At 54.0% G+C, this 24,512-nt stretch carries 30 protein-coding genes; 14 read left to right on the forward strand and 16 right to left on the reverse strand.

Annotated elements, in window-relative coordinates; genetic code table 11:
* Positions 1-49 precede the first annotated feature (49 nt).
* From JT31_RS14420 to JT31_RS14430, 3 genes are all read left to right on the forward strand, one after another.
* Positions 50-1,177: a sugar diacid recognition domain-containing protein gene (locus JT31_RS14420; protein ID WP_038483137.1), complete on the forward strand. Its 1,128-nt coding sequence runs from the start codon at positions 50-52 to the stop codon at positions 1,175-1,177.
* Between the two features lie 139 nt (positions 1,178-1,316).
* Complete coding sequence (locus JT31_RS14425; protein ID WP_038478416.1) at positions 1,317-2,585, forward strand: GntP family permease; 1,269 nt, start codon at positions 1,317-1,319, stop codon at positions 2,583-2,585.
* A gap of 10 nt (positions 2,586-2,595) precedes the next feature.
* The gene (locus tag JT31_RS14430; RefSeq protein WP_038478419.1) at positions 2,596-3,732 is read left to right on the forward strand and encodes a glycerate kinase; all 1,137 of its coding nucleotides are present in this window, start codon (positions 2,596-2,598) and stop codon (positions 3,730-3,732) included.
* Positions 3,733-3,749: 17 nt separating this feature from the next.
* On the opposite strand, the gene npr is transcribed toward JT31_RS14430, so the two are convergent.
* The 11 genes from npr to JT31_RS14485 all read right to left on the reverse strand — a co-directional run bounded on the left by npr (position 3,750) and on the right by JT31_RS14485 (position 11,676).
* Positions 3,750-4,022 carry a PTS phosphocarrier protein NPr gene (gene npr / locus JT31_RS14435; protein WP_038478422.1) on the reverse strand — a complete coding sequence of 91 codons (273 nt, stop codon included), beginning with the start codon at positions 4,020-4,022 and terminating at the stop codon, positions 3,750-3,752.
* On the reverse strand, positions 4,019-4,873 hold the full coding sequence (rapZ, locus tag JT31_RS14440; protein WP_008454836.1) for an RNase adapter RapZ: 855 nt from the start codon (positions 4,871-4,873) through the stop codon (positions 4,019-4,021). Before rapZ ends, npr begins: the two co-directional genes overlap by 4 nt.
* Before the next feature lie 46 nt (positions 4,874-4,919).
* The gene (ptsN, locus tag JT31_RS14445; RefSeq protein ID WP_038478425.1) at positions 4,920-5,417 is read right to left on the reverse strand and encodes a PTS IIA-like nitrogen regulatory protein PtsN; all 498 of its coding nucleotides are present in this window, start codon (positions 5,415-5,417) and stop codon (positions 4,920-4,922) included.
* Between the two features lie 82 nt (positions 5,418-5,499).
* Positions 5,500-5,787 (reverse strand): ribosome hibernation promoting factor, encoded by a 288-nt coding sequence (hpf, locus tag JT31_RS14450; RefSeq protein WP_038478427.1) that lies wholly within the window; start codon positions 5,785-5,787, stop codon positions 5,500-5,502.
* A gap of 22 nt (positions 5,788-5,809) precedes the next feature.
* Positions 5,810-7,243, reverse strand: coding sequence for an RNA polymerase factor sigma-54 (gene rpoN, locus JT31_RS14455; protein ID WP_038478430.1), 1,434 nt, complete (start codon positions 7,241-7,243; stop codon positions 5,810-5,812).
* 48 nt (positions 7,244-7,291) lie between these two features.
* Entirely contained in the window at positions 7,292-8,017 is a 726-nt protein-coding gene (gene lptB, locus JT31_RS14460; RefSeq protein WP_038478433.1) for an LPS export ABC transporter ATP-binding protein, read from the reverse strand.
* 6 nt (positions 8,018-8,023) lie between these two features.
* Positions 8,024-8,575: a lipopolysaccharide ABC transporter substrate-binding protein LptA gene (lptA, locus tag JT31_RS14465; RefSeq protein WP_038478436.1), complete on the reverse strand. Its 552-nt coding sequence runs from the start codon at positions 8,573-8,575 to the stop codon at positions 8,024-8,026.
* Positions 8,544-9,116 (reverse strand): LPS export ABC transporter periplasmic protein LptC, encoded by a 573-nt coding sequence (gene lptC, locus JT31_RS14470; protein ID WP_038478439.1) that lies wholly within the window; start codon positions 9,114-9,116, stop codon positions 8,544-8,546. Before lptC ends, lptA begins: the two co-directional genes overlap by 32 nt.
* Positions 9,113-9,679, reverse strand: coding sequence for a 3-deoxy-manno-octulosonate-8-phosphatase KdsC (gene kdsC / locus JT31_RS14475; protein ID WP_038478442.1), 567 nt, complete (start codon positions 9,677-9,679; stop codon positions 9,113-9,115). Before kdsC ends, lptC begins: the two co-directional genes overlap by 4 nt.
* A gap of 16 nt (positions 9,680-9,695) precedes the next feature.
* Positions 9,696-10,682 (reverse strand): arabinose-5-phosphate isomerase KdsD, encoded by a 987-nt coding sequence (gene kdsD, locus JT31_RS14480; RefSeq protein ID WP_038478445.1) that lies wholly within the window; start codon positions 10,680-10,682, stop codon positions 9,696-9,698.
* A gap of 16 nt (positions 10,683-10,698) precedes the next feature.
* The gene (locus tag JT31_RS14485; protein WP_038478448.1) at positions 10,699-11,676 is read right to left on the reverse strand and encodes a calcium/sodium antiporter; all 978 of its coding nucleotides are present in this window, start codon (positions 11,674-11,676) and stop codon (positions 10,699-10,701) included.
* Positions 11,677-11,905: 229 nt separating this feature from the next.
* Between JT31_RS14485 and mlaF the strand changes: the two genes are divergently transcribed.
* From mlaF to murA, 7 genes are all read left to right on the forward strand, one after another.
* A complete protein-coding gene (gene mlaF, locus JT31_RS14490; protein WP_038478450.1) occupies positions 11,906-12,721 on the forward strand; it encodes a phospholipid ABC transporter ATP-binding protein MlaF in 816 nt (271 codons plus the stop codon).
* Between the two features lie 7 nt (positions 12,722-12,728).
* Positions 12,729-13,511 carry a lipid asymmetry maintenance ABC transporter permease subunit MlaE gene (mlaE, locus tag JT31_RS14495; RefSeq protein WP_038478453.1) on the forward strand — a complete coding sequence of 261 codons (783 nt, stop codon included), beginning with the start codon at positions 12,729-12,731 and terminating at the stop codon, positions 13,509-13,511.
* 4 nt (positions 13,512-13,515) lie between these two features.
* Positions 13,516-14,067 (forward strand): outer membrane lipid asymmetry maintenance protein MlaD, encoded by a 552-nt coding sequence (mlaD, locus tag JT31_RS14500; RefSeq protein WP_038478456.1) that lies wholly within the window; start codon positions 13,516-13,518, stop codon positions 14,065-14,067.
* A 17-nt stretch (positions 14,068-14,084) separates the two neighbouring features.
* Positions 14,085-14,714, forward strand: a complete 630-nt coding sequence (gene mlaC / locus JT31_RS14505; protein WP_038478459.1) for a phospholipid-binding protein MlaC — start codon at positions 14,085-14,087, stop codon at positions 14,712-14,714.
* The gene (gene mlaB / locus JT31_RS14510) at positions 14,714-15,016 is read left to right on the forward strand and encodes a lipid asymmetry maintenance protein MlaB (protein ID WP_038478462.1); all 303 of its coding nucleotides are present in this window, start codon (positions 14,714-14,716) and stop codon (positions 15,014-15,016) included. The genes mlaC and mlaB overlap by 1 nt, the downstream gene beginning before the upstream one ends.
* 133 nt (positions 15,017-15,149) lie before the next feature.
* Positions 15,150-15,404 (forward strand): BolA family iron metabolism protein IbaG, encoded by a 255-nt coding sequence (gene ibaG, locus JT31_RS14515; RefSeq protein ID WP_038478465.1) that lies wholly within the window; start codon positions 15,150-15,152, stop codon positions 15,402-15,404.
* Positions 15,405-15,457: 53 nt separating this feature from the next.
* Positions 15,458-16,720: a UDP-N-acetylglucosamine 1-carboxyvinyltransferase gene (gene murA / locus JT31_RS14520; protein ID WP_038478468.1), complete on the forward strand. Its 1,263-nt coding sequence runs from the start codon at positions 15,458-15,460 to the stop codon at positions 16,718-16,720.
* Positions 16,721-16,762: 42 nt separating this feature from the next.
* Here murA and sfsB read toward each other — a convergent pair whose 3' ends face one another.
* The gene (gene sfsB, locus JT31_RS14525) at positions 16,763-17,026 is read right to left on the reverse strand and encodes a DNA-binding transcriptional regulator SfsB (protein WP_038478471.1); all 264 of its coding nucleotides are present in this window, start codon (positions 17,024-17,026) and stop codon (positions 16,763-16,765) included.
* 233 nt (positions 17,027-17,259) lie between these two features.
* On the reverse strand, positions 17,260-18,231 hold the full coding sequence (gene ispB / locus JT31_RS14530; RefSeq protein WP_038478473.1) for an octaprenyl diphosphate synthase: 972 nt from the start codon (positions 18,229-18,231) through the stop codon (positions 17,260-17,262).
* Positions 18,232-18,491: 260 nt separating this feature from the next.
* On the opposite strand from ispB, the gene rplU reads away from it, so the two are divergent.
* The 4 genes from rplU (at position 18,492) to cgtA (ending at position 21,325) form a co-directional block, all read left to right on the forward strand.
* A complete protein-coding gene (gene rplU / locus JT31_RS14535) occupies positions 18,492-18,803 on the forward strand; it encodes a 50S ribosomal protein L21 (protein WP_008454812.1) in 312 nt (103 codons plus the stop codon).
* A 19-nt stretch (positions 18,804-18,822) separates the two neighbouring features.
* Entirely contained in the window at positions 18,823-19,080 is a 258-nt protein-coding gene (rpmA, locus tag JT31_RS14540; protein WP_007673187.1) for a 50S ribosomal protein L27, read from the forward strand.
* A 90-nt stretch (positions 19,081-19,170) separates the two neighbouring features.
* The gene (locus JT31_RS14545) at positions 19,171-20,136 is read left to right on the forward strand and encodes a DMT family transporter (RefSeq protein ID WP_038478480.1); all 966 of its coding nucleotides are present in this window, start codon (positions 19,171-19,173) and stop codon (positions 20,134-20,136) included.
* Between the two features lie 16 nt (positions 20,137-20,152).
* A complete protein-coding gene (gene cgtA / locus JT31_RS14550) occupies positions 20,153-21,325 on the forward strand; it encodes an Obg family GTPase CgtA (RefSeq protein WP_038478483.1) in 1,173 nt (390 codons plus the stop codon).
* A gap of 36 nt (positions 21,326-21,361) precedes the next feature.
* On the opposite strand, the gene pmrB is transcribed toward cgtA, so the two are convergent.
* From pmrB to dacB, 3 genes are read right to left on the reverse strand one after another with little or no spacing between them, the layout of a single operon-like run.
* Positions 21,362-22,417, reverse strand: coding sequence for a two-component system sensor histidine kinase PmrB (gene pmrB, locus JT31_RS14555; RefSeq protein ID WP_038478486.1), 1,056 nt, complete (start codon positions 22,415-22,417; stop codon positions 21,362-21,364).
* Entirely contained in the window at positions 22,414-23,076 is a 663-nt protein-coding gene (pmrA, locus tag JT31_RS14560) for a two-component system response regulator PmrA (RefSeq protein ID WP_038478489.1), read from the reverse strand. Before pmrA ends, pmrB begins: the two co-directional genes overlap by 4 nt.
* Before the next feature lie 2 nt (positions 23,077-23,078).
* On the reverse strand, positions 23,079-24,512 hold the full coding sequence (dacB, locus tag JT31_RS14565; RefSeq protein WP_038483140.1) for a serine-type D-Ala-D-Ala carboxypeptidase: 1,434 nt from the start codon (positions 24,510-24,512) through the stop codon (positions 23,079-23,081).

Genomic DNA, 24,512 nt, shown 5'->3' on the forward strand with positions numbered 1-24,512 from the left:
CTCTCAGCGTTCCCTCTCTGCCGTCTATCCGGCAAGGTAAACCGCCATGATGATGACCTCCTGCCTTAGAGAAGATACCGCCCGACAAATTGTCCAGCGCACGATGAACATCATCGACCATTCGGTGAATGTGATGAGCGAGCAGGGCGTAATTATTGCCTCCGGCGATCCTCGCCGTCTGCACCAGCGTCATGAAGGTGCGGTCCTGGCGCTCACGGAAAACAGGACGGTAATCATCGATGAAGCCTCCGCGCGCCGACTTAAAGGGGTGAAACCCGGTATTAATCTGCCCATTGTTTTTCGTCAGCAGATTGTGGGCGTGGTCGGTATTTCCGGTGAACCGGAGAAAGTACAGGCTTACGCGGAACTGGTGAAAATGGCCGCCGAGCTGATTCTGGAGCAGGCGGAAATGCTAGAGCAAAATCAGTGGGAAAAGCGCTATCGGGAGCAACTCGCCGCCCAGATTATTTCCGGACAGCAAAGTCTGGCGGAACTGCGCCCGATGGCCAGCGGCCTTGGGGTGGATCTTGAGCTGCCGCGCGTGGCTTTGATGATTCACTTTTCATCTCAGCAGACTCTGCGTCAGCGTGAACTGCTGGAACGCCTCAGCAACTACGACAGCCAGGTCCTGGTCACGCCATTCGGTTTTGAACAAATAGCGATGCTGCTGCCGTTGGGGGGAGGGCGCATCGAGGAACGCCAGGCATTGCTGAAAAAAATGCTGCGTAAGCTTCACTCTCAGCTGCTGGCGCATTTTGACGTCACTCTTTCTGTCGGTGGTTTATTCGACGGAAACGATGCCTTAAGGCGCTCCTGGCTTAGCGCTGTGGCGCTGCACAAGATGGCTTCACGCCAAAAAATAGGGCAGTCGACGCTGTACTATCAGGATCTTTTATTACCCGTACTGATTAACGGTCTCGCCGGAAGCTGGCAGGCGGACGAAATGGGGCGGGCGTGGCGGACGCTCTGCGAGGCTGACCCTAAAGGCGTTCTGCGCCGTACGCTGCGCTGCTATTTTGAACAGAATTGTGATCTGTCTCAAACGACGAAATTACTGCATATCCACGTGAATACCTTGCGCTATCGGCTAAGCAAAATAGAATCGATAACGGCATTAGATATTAATAAGTTAGATTCCATTCTTCAGCTATTTATCGGCATGCAGCTCAGCGACTGATTTGTAGCAATCTACAAAAAACCTCTTTTTCGGCGCTTATTTTCTGGCGCTTCGTCTCAAGCTATTCGCCGCCCGCCCAGGGTAATGTCCCGTCCGTACCCATTCAATCTCCCTAAAAAAATCAAAACAGGAGTGATATATGACCACGGTTTCGGCTCTGGGCGCCCTGGTGGCGCTGGTTGTCTCTATTGTGCTTATTTTACGCAAGGTGCCGCCTGCCTACGGCATGATTGCTGGCGCGCTGGCGGGCGGTTTGGTCGGCGGCGCGGACTTAGTCCAGACAATTTCATTGATGATTACCGGGGCGCAGGGCATCACCAACGCGGTACTGCGCATTCTGGGGGCTGGCATTCTGGCTGGCGTACTGATTGAGTCCGGCGCCGCCAACACCATCGCCGAAACTATCGTGCGCAGGGTTGGAGAGAAGCGTGCCCTGCTTGCCCTGGCGGTGGCCACCATGCTGCTGACCGCCGTCGGCGTGTTTATCGACGTGGCGGTCATAACCGTTTCACCTATTGCGCTGGCGATAGCCCATCGGGCGGATATTTCGAAAATGGCTATTCTGCTGGCGATGATTGGCGGCGGAAAGGCCGGTAACGTCATGTCGCCCAACCCCAATACTATCGCAGCGGCTGACGCTTTCCATGTGCCTCTTACCGATTTGATGATGGCCGGCGTGGTGCCGGGGTTATTTGGCCTGGTGCTGGCCTATTTTCTGGCAAAACGGCTGAAGCATCGTGGCTCCAAAGTGGGCATCAATGAGCTGGTTGCGGTGAAAACAGAGAAGGCTTTACCGGCCTTCGGGGCGGCAATAGCGGCCCCGCTGGTGGCTATCTTTCTGCTGGCGCTGCGTCCGATTGCCGGCATCGCCATTGATCCACTGGTCGCGCTGCCGATAGGCGGCCTGATCGGGTCTATAGTGATGGGGCAGTGGCGGCAGACGAACCATTATATGGTGTCGGGGCTGGCTCGAATGTCTCCGGTGGCGATTATGCTACTGGGAACAGGGACGCTGGCCGGGATTATCGCTAACTCAGGGCTGAAGGATGTTTTGATTAGCGGCTTAACGGCCTCCGGAATGCCGTCTTATCTGCTGGCACCTTTCTCCGGGGCGCTGATGTCGATGGCTACGGCCTCTACGACTGCCGGGACCGCGGTAGCTTCGGCAGTGTTTAGCTCAACGCTTATCGATATGGGCATTACCGCGCTGGCAGGTGCGGCAATGATCCATGCCGGGGCGACGGTGCTGGACCATATGCCTCACGGCAGTTTTTTCCACGCCACCGGGGGCAGCGTCAATATGCAGGTTCACGAACGCTTAAAGCTGCTTCCCTATGAAACGGCCGTCGGCCTGGCGATCGCTTTTGTGTCGACCCTGATGTTTGGCGTATTTAATTTAGCGGGTTAATGAGGTAGCCATGAAAATTGTTATTGCCCCTGATTCTTTTAAAGAAAGCCTGACCGCGATGCAGGTAGCCGAGGCTATTGAGCAAGGTTTTCGCCAGATCTATCCGCATGCTGACTATCTCAAACTGCCGATGGCCGACGGTGGAGAAGGCACCGTGGAGTCGATGGTGGCGGCCACAGAAGGGAAAATCATCCCGGTAACGGTCTCCGGCCCGCTCGGGCTGCCTGTGGACGCTTTCTTCGGGCTGACGGGAGAAGGTGATACTGCAATCATCGAGATGGCGGCCGCTTCAGGGTTGCATCTGGTTGTGCCGGAAAAGCGTAACCCGCTGCTGACCGGAACGTTTGGTACGGGTGAGCTTATCCTGGCGGCACTAGATCACGGCGCACGTAAAATCATTATTGGCATCGGCGGCAGCGCGACAAACGATGGCGGGGCGGGAATGATGCAGGCGCTGGGGGCTAAACTCTGTGATGTGCAGGGCAATGAGATTGGCGCCGGCGGTGCGGCACTGGCTGAACTCTCAACTCTTGATCTTAGCCTGCTGGATGCTCGCCTTGCTGAGTGCGATATTCTTGTTGCCTGTGATGTCGATAATCCTTTGTGCGGTAAGTATGGTGCGTCGGCGGTCTTTGGCCCCCAAAAAGGTGCTACGCCAGAGCAGGTGCAGCAGCTTGATGCCGCTCTGATGCATTACGGCAACCTGATTGAGCGCGTCAGCGGTAAAGGCGTTATCAACGTTGCAGGTGCCGGTGCGGCGGGCGGAATGGGGGCTTCTTTGTCGGGCTTGCTTAATGCCCGCCTGCAGCCGGGCGTGGCGATTGTCACCGAAGCGTTGCGTCTTGCCGAGGCCGTTCAGGGCGCCGATCTGGTGATTACCGGGGAAGGGCGCATAGACAGCCAGACGATCCACGGGAAAACGCCGATAGGCGTGGCAAGAGTGGCTAAGCGTTTTAATGTGCCGGTTATTGCCCTGGCTGGGGGCATGACGGCAGATTACGGCGTGGTGCATCAGCACGGTCTCGATGCCGTTTTCTCGGTGCTTAATCGAGTTCAGACGCTGCCAGAGGCGCTGGAGCAGGCGAGGGATAATATTTGCGTGACGGCGCGGAACGTTGCCGCAGTATGGAAATTAGCGCGCGGTTAATACCGCGCGCAAAGTCTTTAGTCTTCGTCAAACCCGGCGTTGAACAAAGCAATCACGGCAGCCAGGGCCTGTTCTTCTTCCGGGCCCGTTACTTCAATTTCGATATGGCCACCCTTGGCAGAGTCCAGCATCAGAAGCGCGATAACGCTGCTGGCTTCTGCTTCGGTGCCCGCTTCGTTTCTCAGCATGACTTCAGCGTCAAAACTTTGTACCAGCTCAAACAGTTTCATCGCCGGGCGAGCATGCATGCCCAGCTTGTTGGTTATTTCAACGGTTTGCTTTACGGTCATGTTTTACGTTTTTCCAGCGTGCGGTGACGGGACTGGACGTTCTTGCCGCGTGAGCGGAAGTAGTCGGCCAGCTGCTCAGCTATATAAACCGAACGGTGTTTACCGCCGGTACAGCCAATCGCCACGGTCAGGTAGCTACGGTTATTGGTTTCCAGCATCGGTAACCATAGCTCAAGATAGCTGCGGGTCTGATAGATAAAATTGTGTACTTCTGTGTGCCTGTCGAGGAACGCGGCAACCGGGCGATCCAGGCCGGTCATCGGGCGCAGCTTCGGGTCCCAGTGCGGGTTAGGAAGAAAGCGCACGTCAAACACATAATCGGCATCAATCGGTATACCGTGCTTGAAGCCGAAGGACTCAAATACCATCGTCAGTTCGCGTTCACGTTTGCCCAGCAGGCGAGTACGCAGCATTTCTGCCAGCTCATGCACCGACATTTCTGACGTGTCGATAATCAGGTCGGCCCGCGATTTGAGCGGTTCCAGCAGATCGCTTTCTTCGTCAATGGCGCTTTCCAGAGAGAGATTTTTGCTGGAGAGCGGATGAAGACGGCGCGTATCGCTATAGCGACGGATCAGCGTATTACGATCGGCATCCAGGAACAGCAGCTGCGGGGAAAAAGCGTCCGGCAGGCTGTCCATTGCGTGCTCGAAGATTTCCGGCGACTCCGGCATGTTGCGCACGTCGATGCTGACCGCCGCGGAAATTTGCCGGTCGGCAAGCGTTTTCGCCAGCTCTGGTAGCAGAACGACCGGCAGGTTATCCACGCAGTAGAATCCCATATCTTCCAGTGCGCGCAAGGCTACAGACTTCCCTGAACCTGAGCGGCCGCTGACAATCATCAGCACCATGTAATCATTCCCCCGATTTATCTGTCTGAGACATTAAACGCGCTGATTATTCGTTTTCGCTGCCGTTATCGACTTCTGTTTCAGTAATTATCTGGTAAAGCTCTTCATCGCTGCTGGCCGAGCGCAGCCGACGACAAATGGTTTTATCCGCCAGACGCTTGGCCACAAGGGAAAGCGTGTGGAGGTGCGTTTTTGTCTGGTCTGCCGGTACCAGTAACGCAAACAGCAGATCGACCGGCTGGTTATCGATGGCGTCAAACGCGATAGGCGTTTCCAGTTGGATAAAGACGCCGACGGCCCGGAGCGTATCCTCCTCCAGCTTGCCGTGGGGAATGGCAATGCCGTTACCAATGCCGGTACTGCCCATACGTTCGCGGGTGAGTACGGCTTCGAACACCACCTGCGGCGGCAGGCCAAGCTGTTTTGCTGCCAGTTCGCTGATGATTTCCAGCGCACGTTTTTTACTCTGACAGTGGACGCCACTGCGAGTACATTCCTGGTTAAGGACATTGCTCAGTTGTAGAGCGGAATCGTTGTTCATCATAAGTTCACCTAAGCACTTTTTGTGCAAACGGCCCGCTACACGGGCAGCGGGCCGGCCATATGCACATTGGATGCCCGGATTATCAGTGTTGTTTTAGTTTATCTTTGTGTTTCGTTAACTGTCGGGCCAGTTTATCAATCAGACCGTCAATCGCGGCATACATGTCCTGGCCTTCGGCGCTGGCATGCAGTTCTCCACCATTCACATGCAGCGTAGCATCCGCTGTATGGGTGACTTTTTCCACCTTTAATACAATATAGACCTGGTTGATTCTGTCGAAGTACTGCTCCAGTTTGGCAAACTTCGTGTTCACAAATTCACGCAGTGCATCAGTGATCTCGACGTTTTGTCCCGTAATGTTGAGCTGCATAGTGTCTTCCTTATCGGTGAAGTCACACCAGCTGCTTGCGCTGGTTTGACGGTGGAATGGATAAAGACTCTCGGTACTTCGCAACTGTGCGGCGAGCAACCATAATACCTTGATCCGACAGCAGGGTGGTTAACTTGCTGTCGCTCAACGGTTTGGCTGGGTTTTCCGCAGCAATTAACTTCTTCACCAGCGCCCGAATTGCCGTGGAGGAGGCTTCGCCGCCGCCTTCGGTATTGACGTGGCTGGAGAAGAAATACTTCAATTCAAAGATGCCGCGCGGGCTATGCAAATACTTCTGGGTGGTCACCCTTGAGATAGTCGATTCGTGCATCTCGACCGCCTGAGCGATGTCGGCGAGCACCATCGGCTTCATGTGTTCTTCACCGTGTTCGAAGAACGCCTGCTGCTGCTCGACGATGCAACGGCTCACGCGCAATAACGTATCATTGCGGCTTTCCAGGCTTTTAATCAACCATTTCGCTTCCTGCAGATTGCTGCGAATAAACTGCGAGTCGCTGTCATTGCGCGTGTTGCCGCCCATGGCTGCATACTGCTGGTTGATTTTGAGGCGTGGAATGCTGTCTGCGTTAAGCTCAACGACCCAGCGTGCCAGGTGCTTACGGACCAGTACATCAGGGATAACGTACTCCGGTTCGCCGGTTTGAATCGACTGGCCAGGGCGAGGGTCGAGGGATTGGATCAGGCACATGGCCTCTTTCAGGGCGTCTTCTTTAATGCGCGTGATCCGCATTAAATTACGGAAATCGTGATTCGCCAGCAGATCTAAATGATCGCTTACGATTAACCTGGCCTCTGCCAGCCAGGGTGTGTCTTTGGCGTATTGAGAAAGTTGAATAAGCAGGCAATCGCGTAAGTCTCTTGCCGCAACGCCAACGGGATCAAAGCGTTGAATTCGCTTCAGCACTGCCTCAACTTCGTCCAGGCTCACATCGTCGTGGCCCAGACTTTCCAGAATGTCTTCCAGAGGAACGGTGAGATACCCGGTTTCATCGACAGCATCGACGATGGAGGTCGCGATCGCCGTATCCGTATCGGAAAACGGCGTCAGATCAACCTGCCACATCAGGTAATCCTGAAGTGACTGGGTGGTTTCACCCTGATAGACAGGAAGCTCGTCATCGAGATAGTCGGTACCTGTCCCTGAAGGCGTACCGGCGGTGTAGATTTCATCCCAGCTGGCATCCAGCGGCAGCTCATCGGGCATCTCTTTCTGCTCGAGGGCTTCACGGGTGTCCATTGCTTCGTTCTCAGGCATCTCCTGAGTCTCGATCTCATCATGCAGGTCGGTTTGCTCAAGCAATGGATTACTGTCCAGTGCCTGCTGGAGTTCTTGCTGAAGCTCTAACGTTGAAAGCTGCAACAGGCGGATGGCCTGCTGTAGCTGGGGCGTCATAGCAAGTTGTTGGCTAAGCCGTAATTGCAAACCTTGCTTCATGTTCAGAGCAAACGTCCTCAAATAAGTCGTGTAAGACTTCCCACCCTATCAGAGTCTGAACTCTTCGCCCAGATAGACTCGCTTAACTTGCTCGTCTTCAAGGATTTCTTCCGGCGTGCCGTGGGCAATCAGATGCCCCTGACTAACGATATAGGCGCGTTCGCAAACGGCCAGTGTTTCGCGCACGTTATGGTCGGTAATCAACACGCCGAGGCCGCTGTCACGCAGGTGCTCGATGATGCGCTTGATATCGATAACGGAAATAGGGTCAACCCCGGCAAAGGGCTCATCCAGCAAAATGAATTTCGGGTTGGCCGCCAGCGCGCGGGCGATTTCAACGCGGCGGCGCTCACCGCCGGACAGCGATTGCCCAAGGTTGTTGCGCAGGTGCGAGATGTGGAACTCTTCCATCAGCTCGTTAGCGCGATCGTCACGCTGCTCTGACGTCAGGTCATCGCGAATCTGCAGCACCGCCATCAGGTTATCAAACACGCTCAGGCGGCGGAAAATGGACGCTTCCTGCGGCAGATAACCGATACCACGACGGGCACGGGCATGCAGTGGAAGCAGGCTGATATCGTCATCATCAATGATAATGTTTCCCGCATCACGAGGCACGATGCCAACGACCATGTAAAACGTCGTGGTTTTACCGGCGCCGTTTGGCCCAAGCAGCCCCACGATTTCACCCGAATTTACGGTCAGGCTGACGTCTTCGACAACGCGGCGGCCTTTGTAGGCCTTGGCGAGGTTTTTCGCAATTAAAGTTGCCATAACGAATCAGTTACTCTTTTTTTGTGCCGGCTGCTGGCCGTTTTTATTCTGCAGCTGAGACGGCACCAGCACGGTAGTAACGCGTTTGCCTTTCTCGCTAAACGCCTGCATTTTTTGATCCTTCACCAGATACGTAATCTTGTCGCCGGTGATGTTGCTGTCCAGTTGTTCAAGGTAAGCGTTACCGGTCAGCACCACGAAGTCGTTAGCCAGTTCATAGTGCATGGTGGAGGCGTGGCCTTTTACCGGCTTACCGCTGTCCTGCATTTGATAGAAGGTCGCAGGCTTGCCGTAGCCATCAATCACCTCTTTGCCCTGCTCGCCGCCAGGGCGGGTGACAACAACTTTATCGGCGTTGATTTTGATACTGCCCTGCGTCACAACGACATTACCGGTGAAGGTGACAACGTTGCCCTGCATATCGAGGGACTGTTGGTCAGATTCGATATGAATAGGCTGTTCGGTGTCGCCCGTCAGGGCCCAGGCTGACAAAGGTGCGGCAAAAAGCGAACCAAGCAGAACAAGTTTAAGGCTGAGTTTGTTTATTCTGGATTTCATAAGAGGTTTTAACCTTTTCAATCAGCTGTGCAGTTTGGCTGCGTAAGTTGCCACGCATTTTCAGGCCACTGGAGTTAAATGTGGTGCCGTACAGGGTAACAAGATCGTCAGAAGCGACATCTTGAGTAATTAAATTCACCTGCGCATTGTCCGTCGTAATTTTGCGTAACTGCGAGTCTGGCGTTAGCGCTGTGACGACGACGTTACCGTACAGATAGAGCATCTTGTCATCGGTAAGTTTGGCGCGATCTGCGTGAATTTCCCAGGTAGCAATTTTATTTTCATCGTACTGCGTCATTACCGGCCTGGTGAACCACGAAATACCGGTATCCGAGAAGTATTCAACGTGTTGAGCGATAAGCTTATAGTTCAGCGCGCCCTGCGGGTTATAGACAATCGTTGTGGATAATTCACTTTGATAAGTCGGGGTATCGTTGTTAACGGCTACGCCCGGCTCGTCTTTATCCGTCAAATTCAGGCCGATCAGCACTAATGCCGCAATGGCGAGCAGGAAAATAATCCAACGTCTGGTCTTGCTCATATGGATTGCCCTTTGGCCTCGTCAAGTTTACCCTGCGCCATCAACAGCAGATCGCAAATTTCCCGCACTGCACCTCGCCCACCGCTGATTCTGGTCACGTAATCCGCTTTTGGCGTCAATAATGGGTGCGCGTCGGCTACCGCAACGCTTAAACCCACCTGCTCCATAACCGGCCAGTCGATAAGATCGTCGCCAATGTAGGCAACTTGCTCCGGTAAAAGCGCGACTTTTGACAGCAGATCGCGAAACGCGACCAGTTTATCGGACTGCCCCTGATAAAGGTGGGTGATGCCCAATGTTGCGCAGCGATCTTCCAGCAGCTTTGCTTTCCTGCCAGTAATAATAGCGACTTCAATTCCGGAGGTCAGGGCGCAGCGAATACCATAGCCATCACGCACGTTGAAGGCTTTAAGCTCTTCGCCGCTGTTGCCCATGTAAATAAGGCCGTCGGACATTACGCCATCGACGTCCAGAATCAGCAGGCGAATCTCTTTCGCCCGCGCTATGACCTGCGCGCTTACCGGCCCGTAGCAGGTATCAAGCAGCGCATCACGGTTACTCATTAAGGCTAATCCTTTTTTAAACTACGCCTGCGCGCAGCATGTCATGCATATGTACCACACCCAGCAACTGGTCGCCATCCGCGACCATAACCGAGGTGATATGGCGGGACTGCATCAGGTTTAATGCATCTACCGCCAATGTGCCAGGGCGTACGCGAATGCCGCCGGTCGTCATGACATCAGCAATGCGTAAGGTATTTAAATCGGCTCCCATATCGAACACGCGACGTAAATCGCCGTCGGTAAAGATGCCTTCAATTTTCATCAGGTCATTGCAGATGACCGTCATCCCCATATTTTTACGGGTAATTTCCAACAGCGCATCGCGTAGCGACGCCTCTTTGCTCACGTGCGGGATATCATCGCCTGTGTGCATGATGTCGTTGACGCGTAAGAGCAGTTTGCGGCCCAGCGCGCCGCCAGGGTGAGACAGTGCGAAGTCTTCAGCGGTGAACCCACGGGCTTTCAGCAAGGCTACGGCCAGGGCGTCACCCATGACCAGCGTCGCCGTGGTGCTGGTGGTCGGCGCCAGGCCAAGCGGGCATGCTTCCTGAGGGACTTTAATGCACAGATGGATATCCGCCGCGCGGCCCATGGAGCTTTCCGGGCGTGCGGTCATGCAAATCAACGGCACCTGCAGGCGTTTTAATACCGGAATGAGCGCCAGAATTTCATTCGACTCGCCGGAGTTAGAAACCGCAATGACGATATCCTGCGCCGTGACCATACCCAGGTCGCCGTGGCTGGCTTCTCCTGGATGCACAAAAAAGGCCGGGGTGCCGGTGCTGGCAAAGGTTGCCGCCATTTTTTTACCGATATGGCCTGATTTCCCCATGCCCATGACGACAACTTTGCCCGGGCAGTAGAAAATCTTCTCGCAGGCCTGTGAAAAATCGTCGTTGATGTACTGGTCAAGCTGAGCCAGGCCTTCACGTTCAATATTGAGCACGTCTTTGCCCGCTTGTTGAAAGTCAAAACCCGGCGCTAAATCTATATGAGACATAATTCCTGTTTCCGTTTTATCCGACGACAGGTGGCGCAACAAACCACAGCACCACGATCCATATGATAAACCCACATGTTAACAGAGCGCCGGCGAGCTTGCCGATTTGGCGTGGTTTACGCCAGCACAGCACGGCAAAAACAGCACTTACCGCTAACATCAGCCAGTAATCCCGGGCGAAAGCCAGCGGATTCAGGCTGCCGGGCGCCACCAGTGCGGGGATCCCGAGAACAAAAACAACGTTAAAAATATTCGACCCGATAATATTACCGATCGCGATATCATCTTCACCTTTGCGTGCACCGGCGATAGCGGTTGCCAGTTCCGGCAGGCTGGTCCCCACGGCGATAATCGTCAAGCCAATCACCAGCTCGCTTACGCCGAAATAATGGGCCAGCACTGAGGCATTATCGATAACCATCCGCGTCGCCATCGGCATGATAACTAACGCAACGCCCAGCCATAAAAACGCGACCGACAGGCTGCCTTCCTGAGGAAGCTCAGCGAGCTGTTCCCGCGTCAGGCTATCAACGCCCTGGCGCTCGGCAAGGCGGCCTATTCTAATGATAAACACCAGATATAACACTGCCATCGTCAGCAGCATGATACCTTCTGCCTGCGTCAGCTCACCGTCATATAAAAAAAGGCCTGCGGCGGCACTTACCGCCAACATTAGGGGCAATTCACGCCGTAGAATATCGGAATTAACGGTAAATGGGTGTAATAGCGCTGCGAGCCCCAAAATCAGCATTATATTGGTGATATTAGAGCCGATGGCCGTGCCGACGGCTAAATCCAGCTGGCCGTGCAGCGCGGAAGAGCTGGCGATGATAATTTCAGGAAGTGAAGTGCCGATGCTGACCACCGTCATGCCGATAATCAGCGGTGGGATCCCGATACTGCGACAAAGGATCGCTGCGGCGAAAACTAAACGGTCGGCGCCATAGACCACCAGAAGTAAACCAATAATTAATAGCGCCGTAGCTAACAGCATGAAAAATCCTTTCTTAGGGTATAATCGCCGATCCTGAGGGCCTGAAGGCTCGGGCAAAACGAAGTGCTGCCTGAACCCGGCGATAAGTCTTAATTCTGACTTTATGCGGCGGAAAAGTAAAACAAATGCCAGCTTTCGCTAACCCGCACAGGTAATATTCTGTAAAAATGTTGGGTTTTAGCATCTCTTTAAGGCCATGCTTGCCGGCAAACACAAAAAAGGAAGGGCGATGAGTCAGACTGGAGCGAATCTGGTTGAGATCCGCGGGATGAGTTTTTCCCGTGGCGAACGCCAGATCTTCGAGAATATTTCGCTGACCGTACCTCGTGGCAAGGTGACGGCGATCATGGGGCCATCGGGGATCGGTAAGACTACGCTTTTAAAGCTTATTGGTGGGCAGATCCAGCCCGACAGCGGCGAGATCCTGTTTGACGGAGAAAACGTTCCGGCGATGTCACGTTCGCGGCTTTTCACCGTTCGCAAGCGTATGAGCATGCTGTTCCAGTCAGGTGCTTTATTTACCGATCTTAACGTGTTCGAAAATGTGGCTTACCCACTGCGTGAGCATCGCCAGTTACCGGAACCTTTGCTGCAAAGCACGGTGATGATGAAGCTGGAAGCGGTAGGGCTTCGTGGTGCCGCGAAACTTATGCCTTCTGAACTATCCGGCGGTATGGCTCGCCGCGCAGCTTTGGCCCGCGCGATTGCGCTTGAGCCAGACCTGATCATGTTTGACGAACCTTTTGTTGGTCAGGATCCGATAACCATGGGCGTTCTGGTTAAACTCATCTCTGAACTCAACAGTTCGCTCGGTGTCACCTGCATTGTGGTATCGCACGACGTTCCGGAAGTATTAAGCATCGCGGATTACGCTTATATTGCCGCCGACCAGCACATTGTTGCGCACGGTAGCCCGGCGGAACTTCGCGAAAATCATGATCCCCGTGTTCGACAATTCCTTGACGGGATCGCTGACGGTCCGGTGCCATTCCGCTATCCGGCCGGGGATTATCAACAAGATTTGTTATCTGGAACGAGGAGCTAAACTGCTCATGCTGCTAAATGCACTGGCCTCTTTCGGGCGACGTGGGATAAAAACCTGCGCCTCGTTCGGGCGTGCCGGACTGATGTTATTCAACGCGCTGGTCGGGAAACCTGAGTTTCGCAAACATGCGCCGTTGCTGGTGCGTCAGCTTTATAACGTCGGCGTATTGTCGATGCTGATCATCATGGTTTCCGGTCTGTTCATCGGGATGGTGCTTGGGCTTCAGGGCTACCTGGTTCTGACGACCTACAGCGCCGAGTCGAGTCTCGGCATGCTGGTGGCGCTCTCCTTGCTTCGTGAACTTGGCCCGGTCGTTGCCGCGCTGCTGTTTGCCGGGCGTGCGGGTTCTGCTTTAACCGCCGAAATTGGCCTGATGCGCGCTACCGAACAGCTTTCCAGCATGGAGATGATGGCGGTTGACCCGCTGCGCCGTGTTGTCTCGCCGCGCTTTTGGGCCGGGGTGATTTCACTGCCGCTGTTGACGCTTATTTTTGTCGCCGTAGGCGTTTGGGGCGGTGCTCTGGTGGGCGTTAACTGGAAAGGCATTGATGCCGGTTTCTTCTGGTCAGCAATGCAAAATGCGGTTTCCTGGCGGCTTGATTTGGTTAACTGCGTCATTAAAAGCGTGGTGTTCGCCATTACCGTAACGTGGATTGCGTTATTCAACGGGTACGATGCTATTCCGACCTCGGCGGGAATTAGCCGGGCAACCACACGCACCGTTGTGCACGCTTCTCTGGCCGTTCTGGGCCTCGATTTTGTGCTGACAGCACTGATGTTTGGGAATTGAGTTCATGCAAACAAAGAAATTTGAAGTTTGGGTTGGTGCTTTTCTGCTGGTAGCGCTGGTTGCCATTGTTTTTCTCTGCCTGAAGGTGGCTAACGTCACGTCTCTGCGCAGTGAGCCGACCTATCGGGTCTACGCCACATTCGACAACATTGGCGGCCTGAAAATGAGTTCGCCTGTTCGCCTTGGCGGCGTCGTGATTGGTCGTGTTGATGGCATCGCCCTCGATCCCAAAACGTACCTGCCTCGCGTAACGCTGGATATCGAACAGCGCTACAACCAGATCCCGGATACCAGCTCCCTGGCTATTCGTACTTCTGGCCTGCTGGGTGAGCAGTATATTGCCCTTAATCTCGGTTTTGATGACCCGGAACTCGGGTCATCTATGCTTAAAGACGGCAGTACCATTCAGGATACGAAGTCTGCGTTGGTACTTGAGGACCTGATTGGCCAGTTCCTCTATAAGAGCGGCAACGGCGACAACAAGAATTCTGGCGATGCCGAGGCGCATCCTGCGGGTCATACTGATGCCGCGCCGCAGCCAGGGACCACGAATTAATTTAAGAGGAACGAACAATGTTTAAGCGTCTTATGATGGTTGCCATGCTGGTGATAGCCCCGTTTGCGATGGCGGCCGATCAAACCAACCCTTACAAGTTAATGAACGAGGCGGCGCAGAAGACCTTTGACCGCCTGAAGGCTGAGCAGCCTAAAATTCGGCAGAACCCGAATTATCTGCGCGATATCGTCGGCCAGGAGCTGTTGCCTTACGTGCAGATTAAATACGCTGGAGCATTGGTGCTGGGTCGTTACTATAAAGACGCCACGCCTGCGCAGCGCGACGCCTACTTTAAGGCTTTCGAAGAATACCTGAAGCAGGCATATGGTCAGGCGCTGGCGATGTATCACGGTCAGACTTACCAGATAGCCCCGGAGCAGCCGCTGGGCAACGCGGATATTATTGCGATCCGCGTGACGATTATCGATCCCAATGGCCGGCCGCCGGTGCGTCTTGACTTCCAGTGGCGTAAAAATAGCCAAACGGGCAACTGGCAGGCCTACGACATGATCGCCGAAGGGATCAGCATGATCACCACTAAACAGAACGAGTGGAGCGACCTGCTGCGTACCAAAGGGATTGATGGTTTGACCGCACAGCTGCAGTCCATTTCGAAGCAGCCGATTACTCTGGACAGTAAACAGTAATGGCGGAAGAACTGAGCTGGAAACAGGAAGGTGCCACGTTGCACTTTTTTGGCGAGCTGGATGGAGATACCGTTCAGCAGCTCTGGGCGCAGCGCGAGAAGACGGTCGCCGGTATTACCGTCTTTGAGCTTAGCGGCCTGACGCGTGTTGATACTGCAGGGCTGGCGTTACTTATCCACCTGACAGCCATCGCCACCCGTCAGGGACGCGAGGTTGAGCTGCGGGGAGCCAGTGAGAATTTGCGCACGCTGGCTCAGCTCTACAATCTGCCAGAGACGCTGCTGCCGCATCTGGCAGGCTAATGATTTCAGCACGTTACTTTCAAAGCCCTCGAACTGTTAAGTTCCGGGGCTTTTTGCTTATTTAAGCGGACGCCACTTTCCTCTAAGATGTGTGGCTTATTTCATCATTTATTAATCGACGAATAGATACCCCATGGAAAATCATGAAATTCAGACAGTGCTGATGAACGCACTGCCCCTCCAGGAAGTCCACGTCTCGGGCGATGGCAGCCACTTTCAGGTGATAGCGGTGGGTGAGTTATTCGCCGAGTTAAGTCGCGTCAAGAAACAGCAAACGGTCTATGCTCCGCTGATGGAATTTATCGCGGATAATCGCATCCATGCCGTTTCCATCAAGACCTACACGCCGGAAGAGTGGGCGCGCGATCGCAAACTGAATGGTTTTTGAATCATCGGCTCAGGCTGATGATAACGTTTTGAATTTAAAAGAGAGCAGTTTCAATGGATAAATTTCGTGTGCAGGGGCCAACTCGCCTGAGTGGTGAAGTGACAATCTCAGGGGCTAAAAACGCCGCGCTGCCAATCCTCTTCGCAGCCCTTCTGGCGGAAGAGCCGGTAGAGATTCAGAACGTTCCAAAGCTGAAAGACATTGATACCACCATGAAGCTGCTGAGCCAGCTGGGTACCAAGGTTGAGCGTAATGGTTCCGTCTTCATTGATGCCAGCGGCGTGAATATCTTTTGTGCGCCATACGACCTGGTAAAAACCATGCGCGCGTCTATCTGGGCTCTGGGGCCACTGGTTGCGCGTTTTGGACAAGGGCAGGTTTCTCTGCCTGGCGGGTGTGCCATTGGTGCTCGTCCGGTTGACCTGCATATTACCGGTCTCGAGCAGCTGGGCGCAGAGATTAAGCTGGAAGAAGGCTACGTTAAGGCTTCGGTAAACGGCCGCCTTAAAGGGGCCCACATTGTGATGGATAAGGTGAGCGTGGGCGCTACCGTCACCATCATGAGTGCAGCCACGCTTGCTGAAGGCAAGACGGTGATTGAAAACGCCGCTCGTGAACCTGAAATCGTCGATACGGCGAACTTTCTCAACACTCTGGGCGCGAAGATCAGCGGTGCGGGCACAGATCGCATTACTATCGAAGGTGTTGCTCGTTTGGGCGGCGGCGTTTATCGCGTTCTACCTGACCGCATTGAAACCGGGACCTTCCTGGTGGCTGCAGCTATTTCAGGCGGTAAAATCCTCTGCCGTAACGCGCAGCCTGACACCCTGGATGCGGTTCTGGCTAAGCTGCGTGAAGCAGGTGCTGAGGTTGAAACCGGTGAAGACTGGATAAGCCTTGATATGCACGGCCAGCGTCCAAAAGGCGTGACGGTTCGTACGGCCCCACACCCTGGCTTCCCTACCGATATGCAGGCGCAATTCACCCTGCTGAACCTGGTGGCTGAAGGGACGGGCGTGATCACCGAAACTATCTTCGAAAACCGCTTTATGCATGTGCCTGAGTTAATTCGTATGGGCGCGCACGCGGAAATCGAAAGCAACACCGTTATCTGTCATGGCGTTGAGACACTTTCTGGTGCTCAGGTCATGGCGACAGATCTCCGCGCGTCAGCAAGCCTTGTTCTGGCTGGCTGTATTGCAGAGGGCACGACGGTGGTTGACCGTATTTACCACATCGACCGCGGCTATGAGCGCATTGAAGATAAGCTTCAGGCGCTGGGCGCGAAAATCGAACGCGTGAAGGGAAGCGAGTAAGCCTCCCTTAGCAAGAAAAAACCGGGGCATGCCCCGGTTTTTTTATAGCTGCCGAATCTTGCTGGATCTGTCGATAAACTCATGGGTTATAGGATCGTGATAGCGCGACGGCCAAATGACCTGAGGGGCTACGCCCAGAGCCTGAGCGATAATGAACTCCCCTTTAGGCCAGGGGCGGGATAACGCGTTGGCGAGCGTTGATGAGCTTAAACCTGACTGACGTGACAGGGCGGCAAGCGAGGTTCTCTTTTTTCGCAGGCCGGCAATGATGTCCGCCGGATGCCAGTCCACATACTGATTTTCCATAATCTCTCCCTGTAATCTTACAAATCCTGCCCTGAACTGAGCATTAGTACAGGAAACTTATAGCATAAAAAGTTCCAAATGATTCCTGTAAGTGTAAGGAATAACGCATTCTGTGTTTTCATCCGCATATATGATGAAATCAAATGAAAATGGCAGGATTTAAGTGAAGGTATGGAGATGGGGCGAAGTTTTATTGGAAACTTAGCGCGCCAAATGACGCGCTAAAGTACTCGCTAACGATCGCGCTGTACGGACATGTGGGCTAAAGAGATAAGCGCTTCACGATATGGGCTATCAGGCAGAACAGAAAGCGCGTCGATTGCTTTATCTGCCTCTTCCTCAGCACGCTGGCGGGTCCACTCCAGAGAACCGCAATCCGCCATAGCTTTCAGGACAGGATCCAGCAGATGGCGGCCATTTCCTTGTTCGATCGCTTCACGGATCATCTGTGTCTGTTCCGGTGAACCATTACGCATGGCGTGCAGCAGCGGCAGCGTAGGCTTACCTTCGTTAAGGTCATCACCGACGTTTTTACCCAGGGTCTGCCCGTCCGAGCTGTAATCCAGCAGATCGTCAATGAGCTGGAAAGCCGTGCCCAGGTAACGCCCATAATCCTGCAGCGCTTTTTCCTGAACGTCAGATGCACCAGCCAGGATCCCCGAACATTGCGCTGCGGCTTCAAACAGGCGAGCCGTTTTGCTGTAAATCACCCGCATGTAGCTTTCTTCGGTGATATCAGGGTCATTGCAGTTCATCAACTGCAGTACTTCGCCTTCAGCAATGACGTTAACAGCCTCAGACATGACTTCCAGCACTTTCAGCGAGCCAAGACTGGTCATCATCTGGAAGGAACGCGTATAGATAAAGTCGCCGACCAACACGCTTGCGGCATTGCCAAAAGCAGCGTTAGCCGTGGCTTTACCGCGACGCATATCTGATTCGTCCACGACGTCATCGTGGAGAAGGGTAGCGGTATGTATGAATTCGATTAGCGCCGCTATTCTGACATGCGCCTGCCCTTCATAAGCAAGTGCCCGTGCGGCAAGCACGGCAATCATAGGGCGGATACGTTTACCGCCGCCGCTGACGATGTAGTAGCCCAGCTGGTTGATCAGCTGGACATCAGAATTCAGTTGCTCAAGGATTGTCGCATTGACACCCGCCATATCTTGCGCGGTTAACTCATTAATTTTTTCTAAATTCATCGCAAAAGTCTGGCTTTCGTCCTGTTTATTCCATATCCGTATGGCATAACGAGAGGGTTGAGGTTCGATACTGTAGTACAGATTGTACTGAAAAAACGAGGCAGATAAACGGTGTGTGTGCTGTTGCGTTTTTTTTCTACGCTAATTGACGATCGGACTTGTCAAAGCATCACGATTTGCGTAATATTCGCGCCCTATTGTGAATATTTATAGCGCTACCTGAATCCAATGAAAGGCAAGCGCGGAAAGCGGAGTTTTATATGTACGCGGTTTTCCAAAGTGGTGGTAAACAACACCGAGTAAGCGAAGGTCAGACCGTTCGCCTGGAAAAGCTGGACATCGCAACTGGCGAAACTGTTGAGTTCGCTGAAGTTCTGATGATCGCAAACGGTGAAGAAGTCAAAATCGGCGTTCCTTTCGTCGATGGTGGCGTTATCAAAGCTGAAGTCGTTGCTCACGGTCGTGGCGAGAAAGTTAAAATCGTCAAGTTCCGTCGCCGTAAACACTATCGTAAGCAAGCGGGCCACCGTCAGTGGTTCACCGATGTGAAAATTACTGGCATCAGCGCCTAAGACCTGAGGAGTAGATTAAATGGCACATAAAAAGGCTGGCGGCTCAACTCGTAACGGTCGCGATTCAGAAGCAAAACGCCTCGGTGTAAAACGCTTTGGTGGCGAAACTGTACTGGCTGGTAGCATCATCGTTCGTCAACGTGGTACTAAATTCCACGCTGGCAACAATGTAGGTTGTGGTCGTGACCACACCCTGTTTGCTAAAGCAGACGGTAAAGTAAAATTCGAAGTTAAAGGCCCGAACAATCGTAAATACATCAGCATCGTTGCTGAGTAAGTTTTTCGGTCCGGTAACGGATGAAAGCCCCGCAACGTGTTGCGGGGCTTTTTACATTGTACGCCTGGTAAATTAAAACAGGGAATGGGCATGGGGCAGCAGGCGGGGATCGGCATTCTTTTAGCGCTTACCACGGCGATGTGCTGGGGAGCGTTACCGATAGCGATGAAGCAGGTGCTTCCGGTGATGGCGCCGCCGACGGTGGTCTTTTATCGGTTCCTGATGGCCAGTATTGGCCTCGGCATTATTCTCGCGATTCGGGGTAAACTTCCGCCGCTCACCCTGTTCCGTAAGCCTCGGTGGCTGGCGCTGTTAGCGATTGCCACCGGTGGGCTATTTGGCAACTTTCTGCTCTTTAGCTCCTCCCTGCAGTATTTAAGTCCTACCGCGTCTCAGGTCATTGGTCAGCTCTCCCCCGTGGGGATGATGGTGGCGAGCGTGGTGGTGCTGAAAGAGAGAATGCGTGGCACACAGGTTATCGGTGCCATTATGCTCTTATGCGGGCTGGTGATGTTCTTCAACACCAGCCTGATAGAAATTTTTACCCGCCTGACGGATTACACGCTTGGAGTAATCTTTGGCGTGCTGGCGGCAACGGTTTGGGTCAGTTATGGTGTAGCGCAGAAGGTGTTATTACGTCGGCTGGCCTCGCAACAGATCCTCTTTTTGCTGTACACTTTATGTACTATTGCACTTTTGCCGCTGGCAAAGCCGGGCGTTATTTTCCAGCTCAGTAGCTGGCAACTGACGTGTCTGGTTTTTTGCGGTCTGAATACGTTGGTAGGATACGGCGCGCTCGCTGAGGCGATGGCGCGCTGGCAGGCCTCCCAGGTTAGCGCCATCATTACGCTAACGCCGCTGTTTACGCTGCTGTTCTCAGACCTGCTGTCTCAGGCCTGGCCCGAGTATTTCGCCATACCGATGCTTAACCTTGTGGGTTACATCGGTGCACTGGTGGTTGTGGCTGGTGCTATGTATTCTGCGATTGGCCACCGCCTTTGGGGGCGCTGGCATAAAACCGAAACGGCCACACCGGTGCAACGTTCGGGCGAATGATTTACGGAGAAGTAAGATGAAGTTTGTTGATGAAGCAACGATCCTGGTCGTGGCAGGGGATGGCGGTAACGGCTGCGTTAGCTTCCGTCGTGAAAAATATATCCCGAGAGGCGGCCCGGACGGCGGTGACGGCGGTGACGGCGGTGACGTATGGCTTGAAGCCGACGAGAACCTGAATACGCTCATCGATTATCGTTTTGAAAAGGCTTTCCGCGCTGAACGCGGTCAGAATGGCCAAAGCCGCGATTGTACCGGCAAGCGTGGTCATGACGTGACTGTGAAGGTGCCGGTCGGGACCCGAGTTATCGATCAGGGCACCGGTGAAACCATGGGTGATATGACCCTGCACGGTCAAAAGCTGATGGTTGCTAAGGGCGGCTGGCACGGTCTGGGTAACACCCGTTTTAAATCCTCGGTCAACCGTACTCCTCGCCAGAAAACGATGGGGACTCCAGGTGAAAAACGTGACCTACAGTTAGAGCTGATGCTGCTGGCCGATGTTGGCATGCTGGGCATGCCGAACGCAGGTAAATCAACCTTTATCCGCGCGGTATCTGCAGCGAAGCCAAAAGTTGCTGACTATCCATTTACCACGCTGGTGCCAAGTCTTGGCGTTGTCCGCATGGATAACGAGAAGAGCTTCGTTGTCGCGGATATCCCGGGGCTGATTGAGGGTGCCGCCGACGGTGCCGGTCTTGGTATTCGCTTCCTGAAGCACCTGGAACGTTGCCGTGTCCTGCTGCACCTCATCGATATTGAGCCTATCGATGGTTCAGATCCGGTTGAGAACGCCCGTATTATTGTTGGCGAGCTGGAAAAATACAGCGAAAGCCTGGCGTCTAAACCTCGCTGGCTGGTGTTTAACAAAATCGACCTGATGGACAAAGCGCAGGCTGAAGAGAAGGCGAAGGCGATTGCCGAAGCACTCGGCTGGGAAGATAAATTCTACCTTATCTCTGCGGCAAGCCAGATGGGCGTGAAGGATCTCTGCTGGGATGTGATGACCTTTATCATCGAAAACCCAATTACGGCGACTGAAGTCGCTAAGCAGACAGAGAAAGTCGAGTTTATGTGGGATGACTACCATCGCCAGCAGCTCGATGAAATGGAAGCTGAAGCAGAAGAAGATTGGGATGACGACTGGGACGATGAAGACGACGAAGGCGTCGAAATTATCTATCAGAAGTAAGTCTCAAACGAAGAAGGCCGGTGCTCCCGGCCTTTTTTATTGAATGCTGCCGGGAAGCCAGCAGTCAGCCTGCAGGCCGCCTTCAGCGCGGTTATCCAGTTCAAGACTGCCATGATGGAGCTGCACAATACGTAGCACAATGTTCAGGCCCAGCCCGCTTCCACCGTAACGCTGGTCCATACGCCTGAAAGGTTCCGTTATCTGCTGAAGATACTCGGCTTTAATGCCCGGACCGCTGTCGACCACGCTCAACAGAGTTCCTCCCTCTTTCTCTGCCAGCATCACATGAATCACGCCTTTTTCTGGGCTATAGCGAGAGGCATTTTCCAGCAGGTTACGCAGCATCAAACGCAGCAGCACGGCATCGCCCTGAACGGTCAGAGAGGCGTCCGCGGGCCAGATGAGCTTTTGCCCGCGAGGCGCAGCCAATTCTTCCATTTCCATCTTCAGCGGCGCAACGATGTCGCTGCTCCAGGTCAGCGTATTGTAATGCCCGCTGGCGAGGGCTTGCCCGGCACGGGAGAGCATCAGTAGCTGCTCAATGGTGTGCATGAGCTGATCGATTCTGGTTAGCAGCATCGGGGCCTGCTCTATGCCCTTTTTTGCCATCAGTTCGAGATGCAGCCTGAGGCCAGCCAGCGGCGTTCTCAGTTCGTGTGCGGCATCGGCAGTGAACAGACGTTCTTGCTGAATAGTATGATCCAGGCGGCCAAGCAGCTGGTTAAGGGAATTGGTCACCGCCACCATTTCGTCCATGTCGGAAAACATGGGCAGCGGCGTGAGATTGTCGGCGGAACGATTAGCAAGGCTGGAGCGCAGCTGATTCAGAGGACGGGTTATCCAGGTGATTGCCCAGAAGGAAAAGAAAAGCGTGAAGGCGACCATCACCAGAGAAGGCACCAGCAAAGAGGCAATCGCTTCGCGGATCTCCTTCTCCACCTGCTGGTTTCGGGCCTTGGCGGACAGCGTTTCACTCACCAGGAAGCCAATCTGCTCACGACTTTCATGCCAGAGCCAGACGACGCTTATCAGCTGGAAAAAAAGAAGAATAAGCGCCAGCAGGACCATCAGGCGCCGGCGCATGCTGCTCATGAACGGCTTTCCAGTCGGTAGCCAACGCCGCGCACGGTTTTGATTCTGTCCTTCCCTAATTTGCGGCGAAGATTATGGATATGCACTTCGAGGGTATTGGAGCCTGGGTCGTCTTGCCAGCTGTAAATATCCTGCTGCAGCGTTTCGCGGTGCACCGTCTGGCCAATGCGCATCATCAGGCGAGTGAGCAAGGCGAACTCTTTGGGCGTAATTTCTACGGCCTGATTAGCGAGTAAGACCTGCTGTGTTTGCAGATTAAGGGTTAAATCGTCTTCCTGCAGCAGATTGTCGCTGTGCCCCTGGTAGCGGCGAATCAGCGCCCGGGCGCGTGCCTGTAGCTCTGCAAGGGCAAAAGGTTTAACCAAATAATCATCGGCGCCAGAATCCAGGCCGTTTACGCGGTCTTCAAGCGCGTCGCGAGCCGTGAGGATCAGCACGGGGTTTTTTACCCCACGACGACGCCACTGGCTTAGCAGCGTGGCACCGTCCTTATCAGGCAGCCCCAGGTCGAGAATAATCAGGCTGTACTCGCCGCTTTGCAGCAGGGCGTCTGCCTGGGCCGCCGTGGTGGCGCAGTCTAAGGCATAGCCTTCCCCGCCTAATGCCAGCGCAAGACCTTCCTGGAGCAGTAAATCGTCTTCAACAATAAGCAGTTTCATGGCTAGTTATTTTGGTAAATATCCTTGTAAAGCCGGCTTTCAAAACGCACCAGCGGGATACGGCGGTTACGCTGGTCGGCCGGTTCAACGGCATAGCCGGAGAGATACTGCACGAAGGCCATGCGTTGGCCACTGGCCGTAGTAATGAAGCCTGCCAGATTATAAACCCCTTGCAGCGAGCCCGTTTTCGCCGACACTTTGCCGTCAACGCCAGCCTGATGCAGGCCAGCACGATACTGCAGGGAACCGTCGTAGCCCGCGAGCGGCAGCATGGAGATAAAGTTTAGCTGATTATCATTCTGAGCGATGTATTGCAGCACCTGCATCATCGTGGCTGGCGAAATCAGGTTGTGGCGTGAAAGGCCGGAGCCGTCGACGACGATGCTGTTCCCCAAATCTACGCCCGCTTTTTGACGCAAAATCTGACGAACGGAATCTGCTCCTGCGCGCCATGTGCCGGGGACGCCTAAACGATTATGTCCGATGGTCCTGAATACGGTATCGGCAATCATGTTATCGGATTTCTTCAGCATGATTTTAAGCAGGTCGTGCAGCGGTGCTGACTGCTTGCTGGCGAGTACCGTACCCGGTTCGTTGGGCTGAGTCTGGCGCAGCAGCGTTCCGCTATAGCTAATCCCCGCCTGCTTCAGTTCATCTTTGATGATGGCACCTGCATAGCTAGCACCGTCCTGAATGGCAAAGGCTAATGGCAGAGGATCTGCGCGCTGTGTGAGGCAGCCTGTCAGCGTGTAACGATTCAAATCTCCCGGAACGACATCAAGTTCACAGTACTGGGCGTCAGGGGAGCCTTTGGCCAGGGTTCTGACCTGGCTAAACATCACTACCGGGTAATAAGACGCGATACGTATGTAGGCCAAATCGTCAGCCTTAGGGGCGCTATACAGGGAAATTGAGAAACAGTTCCGGTCCACGATTGCGGCGGCAGGGGGGGCGCTAAAACACTGCGTCATATCGTTCCAGGGCCAGCCTGGCGCTTTATCGTGGCTGGCAAAGATGGACGTATCGACCAGTACGTTACCTTTAATCTGCTGGACGCCTGCTTTTTTTAATTCGGCGACCATATTGCGGATATCCTGACGTTTAAGCGTAGGATCGCCGCCAAATCGCGCGATAAGGTCGCCATTCAGTACGCCATTATCGACCTGCGCGCGGCTTTCCAGCGTCGTCGTAAAGCGAAAGTCCGGGCCTAACTGAAGCAGCGCAGCCAGCGCCGTAATGACTTTTTGAGTACTGGCAGGCAGTGCCATCTGCTGGCTGTGGTAATCAATGAATGGGCTTGTGGCACCGACTTTTTGCACCATCAGCGCCAGGTTCGCCCCATCAGGCAACTGGGAGGTGTACTCTTCAACGTTCGCAGCCTGAACATTGATGGCTACGGCAGCGGTCAACCCAATGACAAATCTAAAAAATCGCAT

Source organism: Cedecea neteri (genome assembly GCF_000757825.1).
Lineage (GTDB): Bacteria > Pseudomonadota > Gammaproteobacteria > Enterobacterales > Enterobacteriaceae > Cedecea > Cedecea selenatireducens.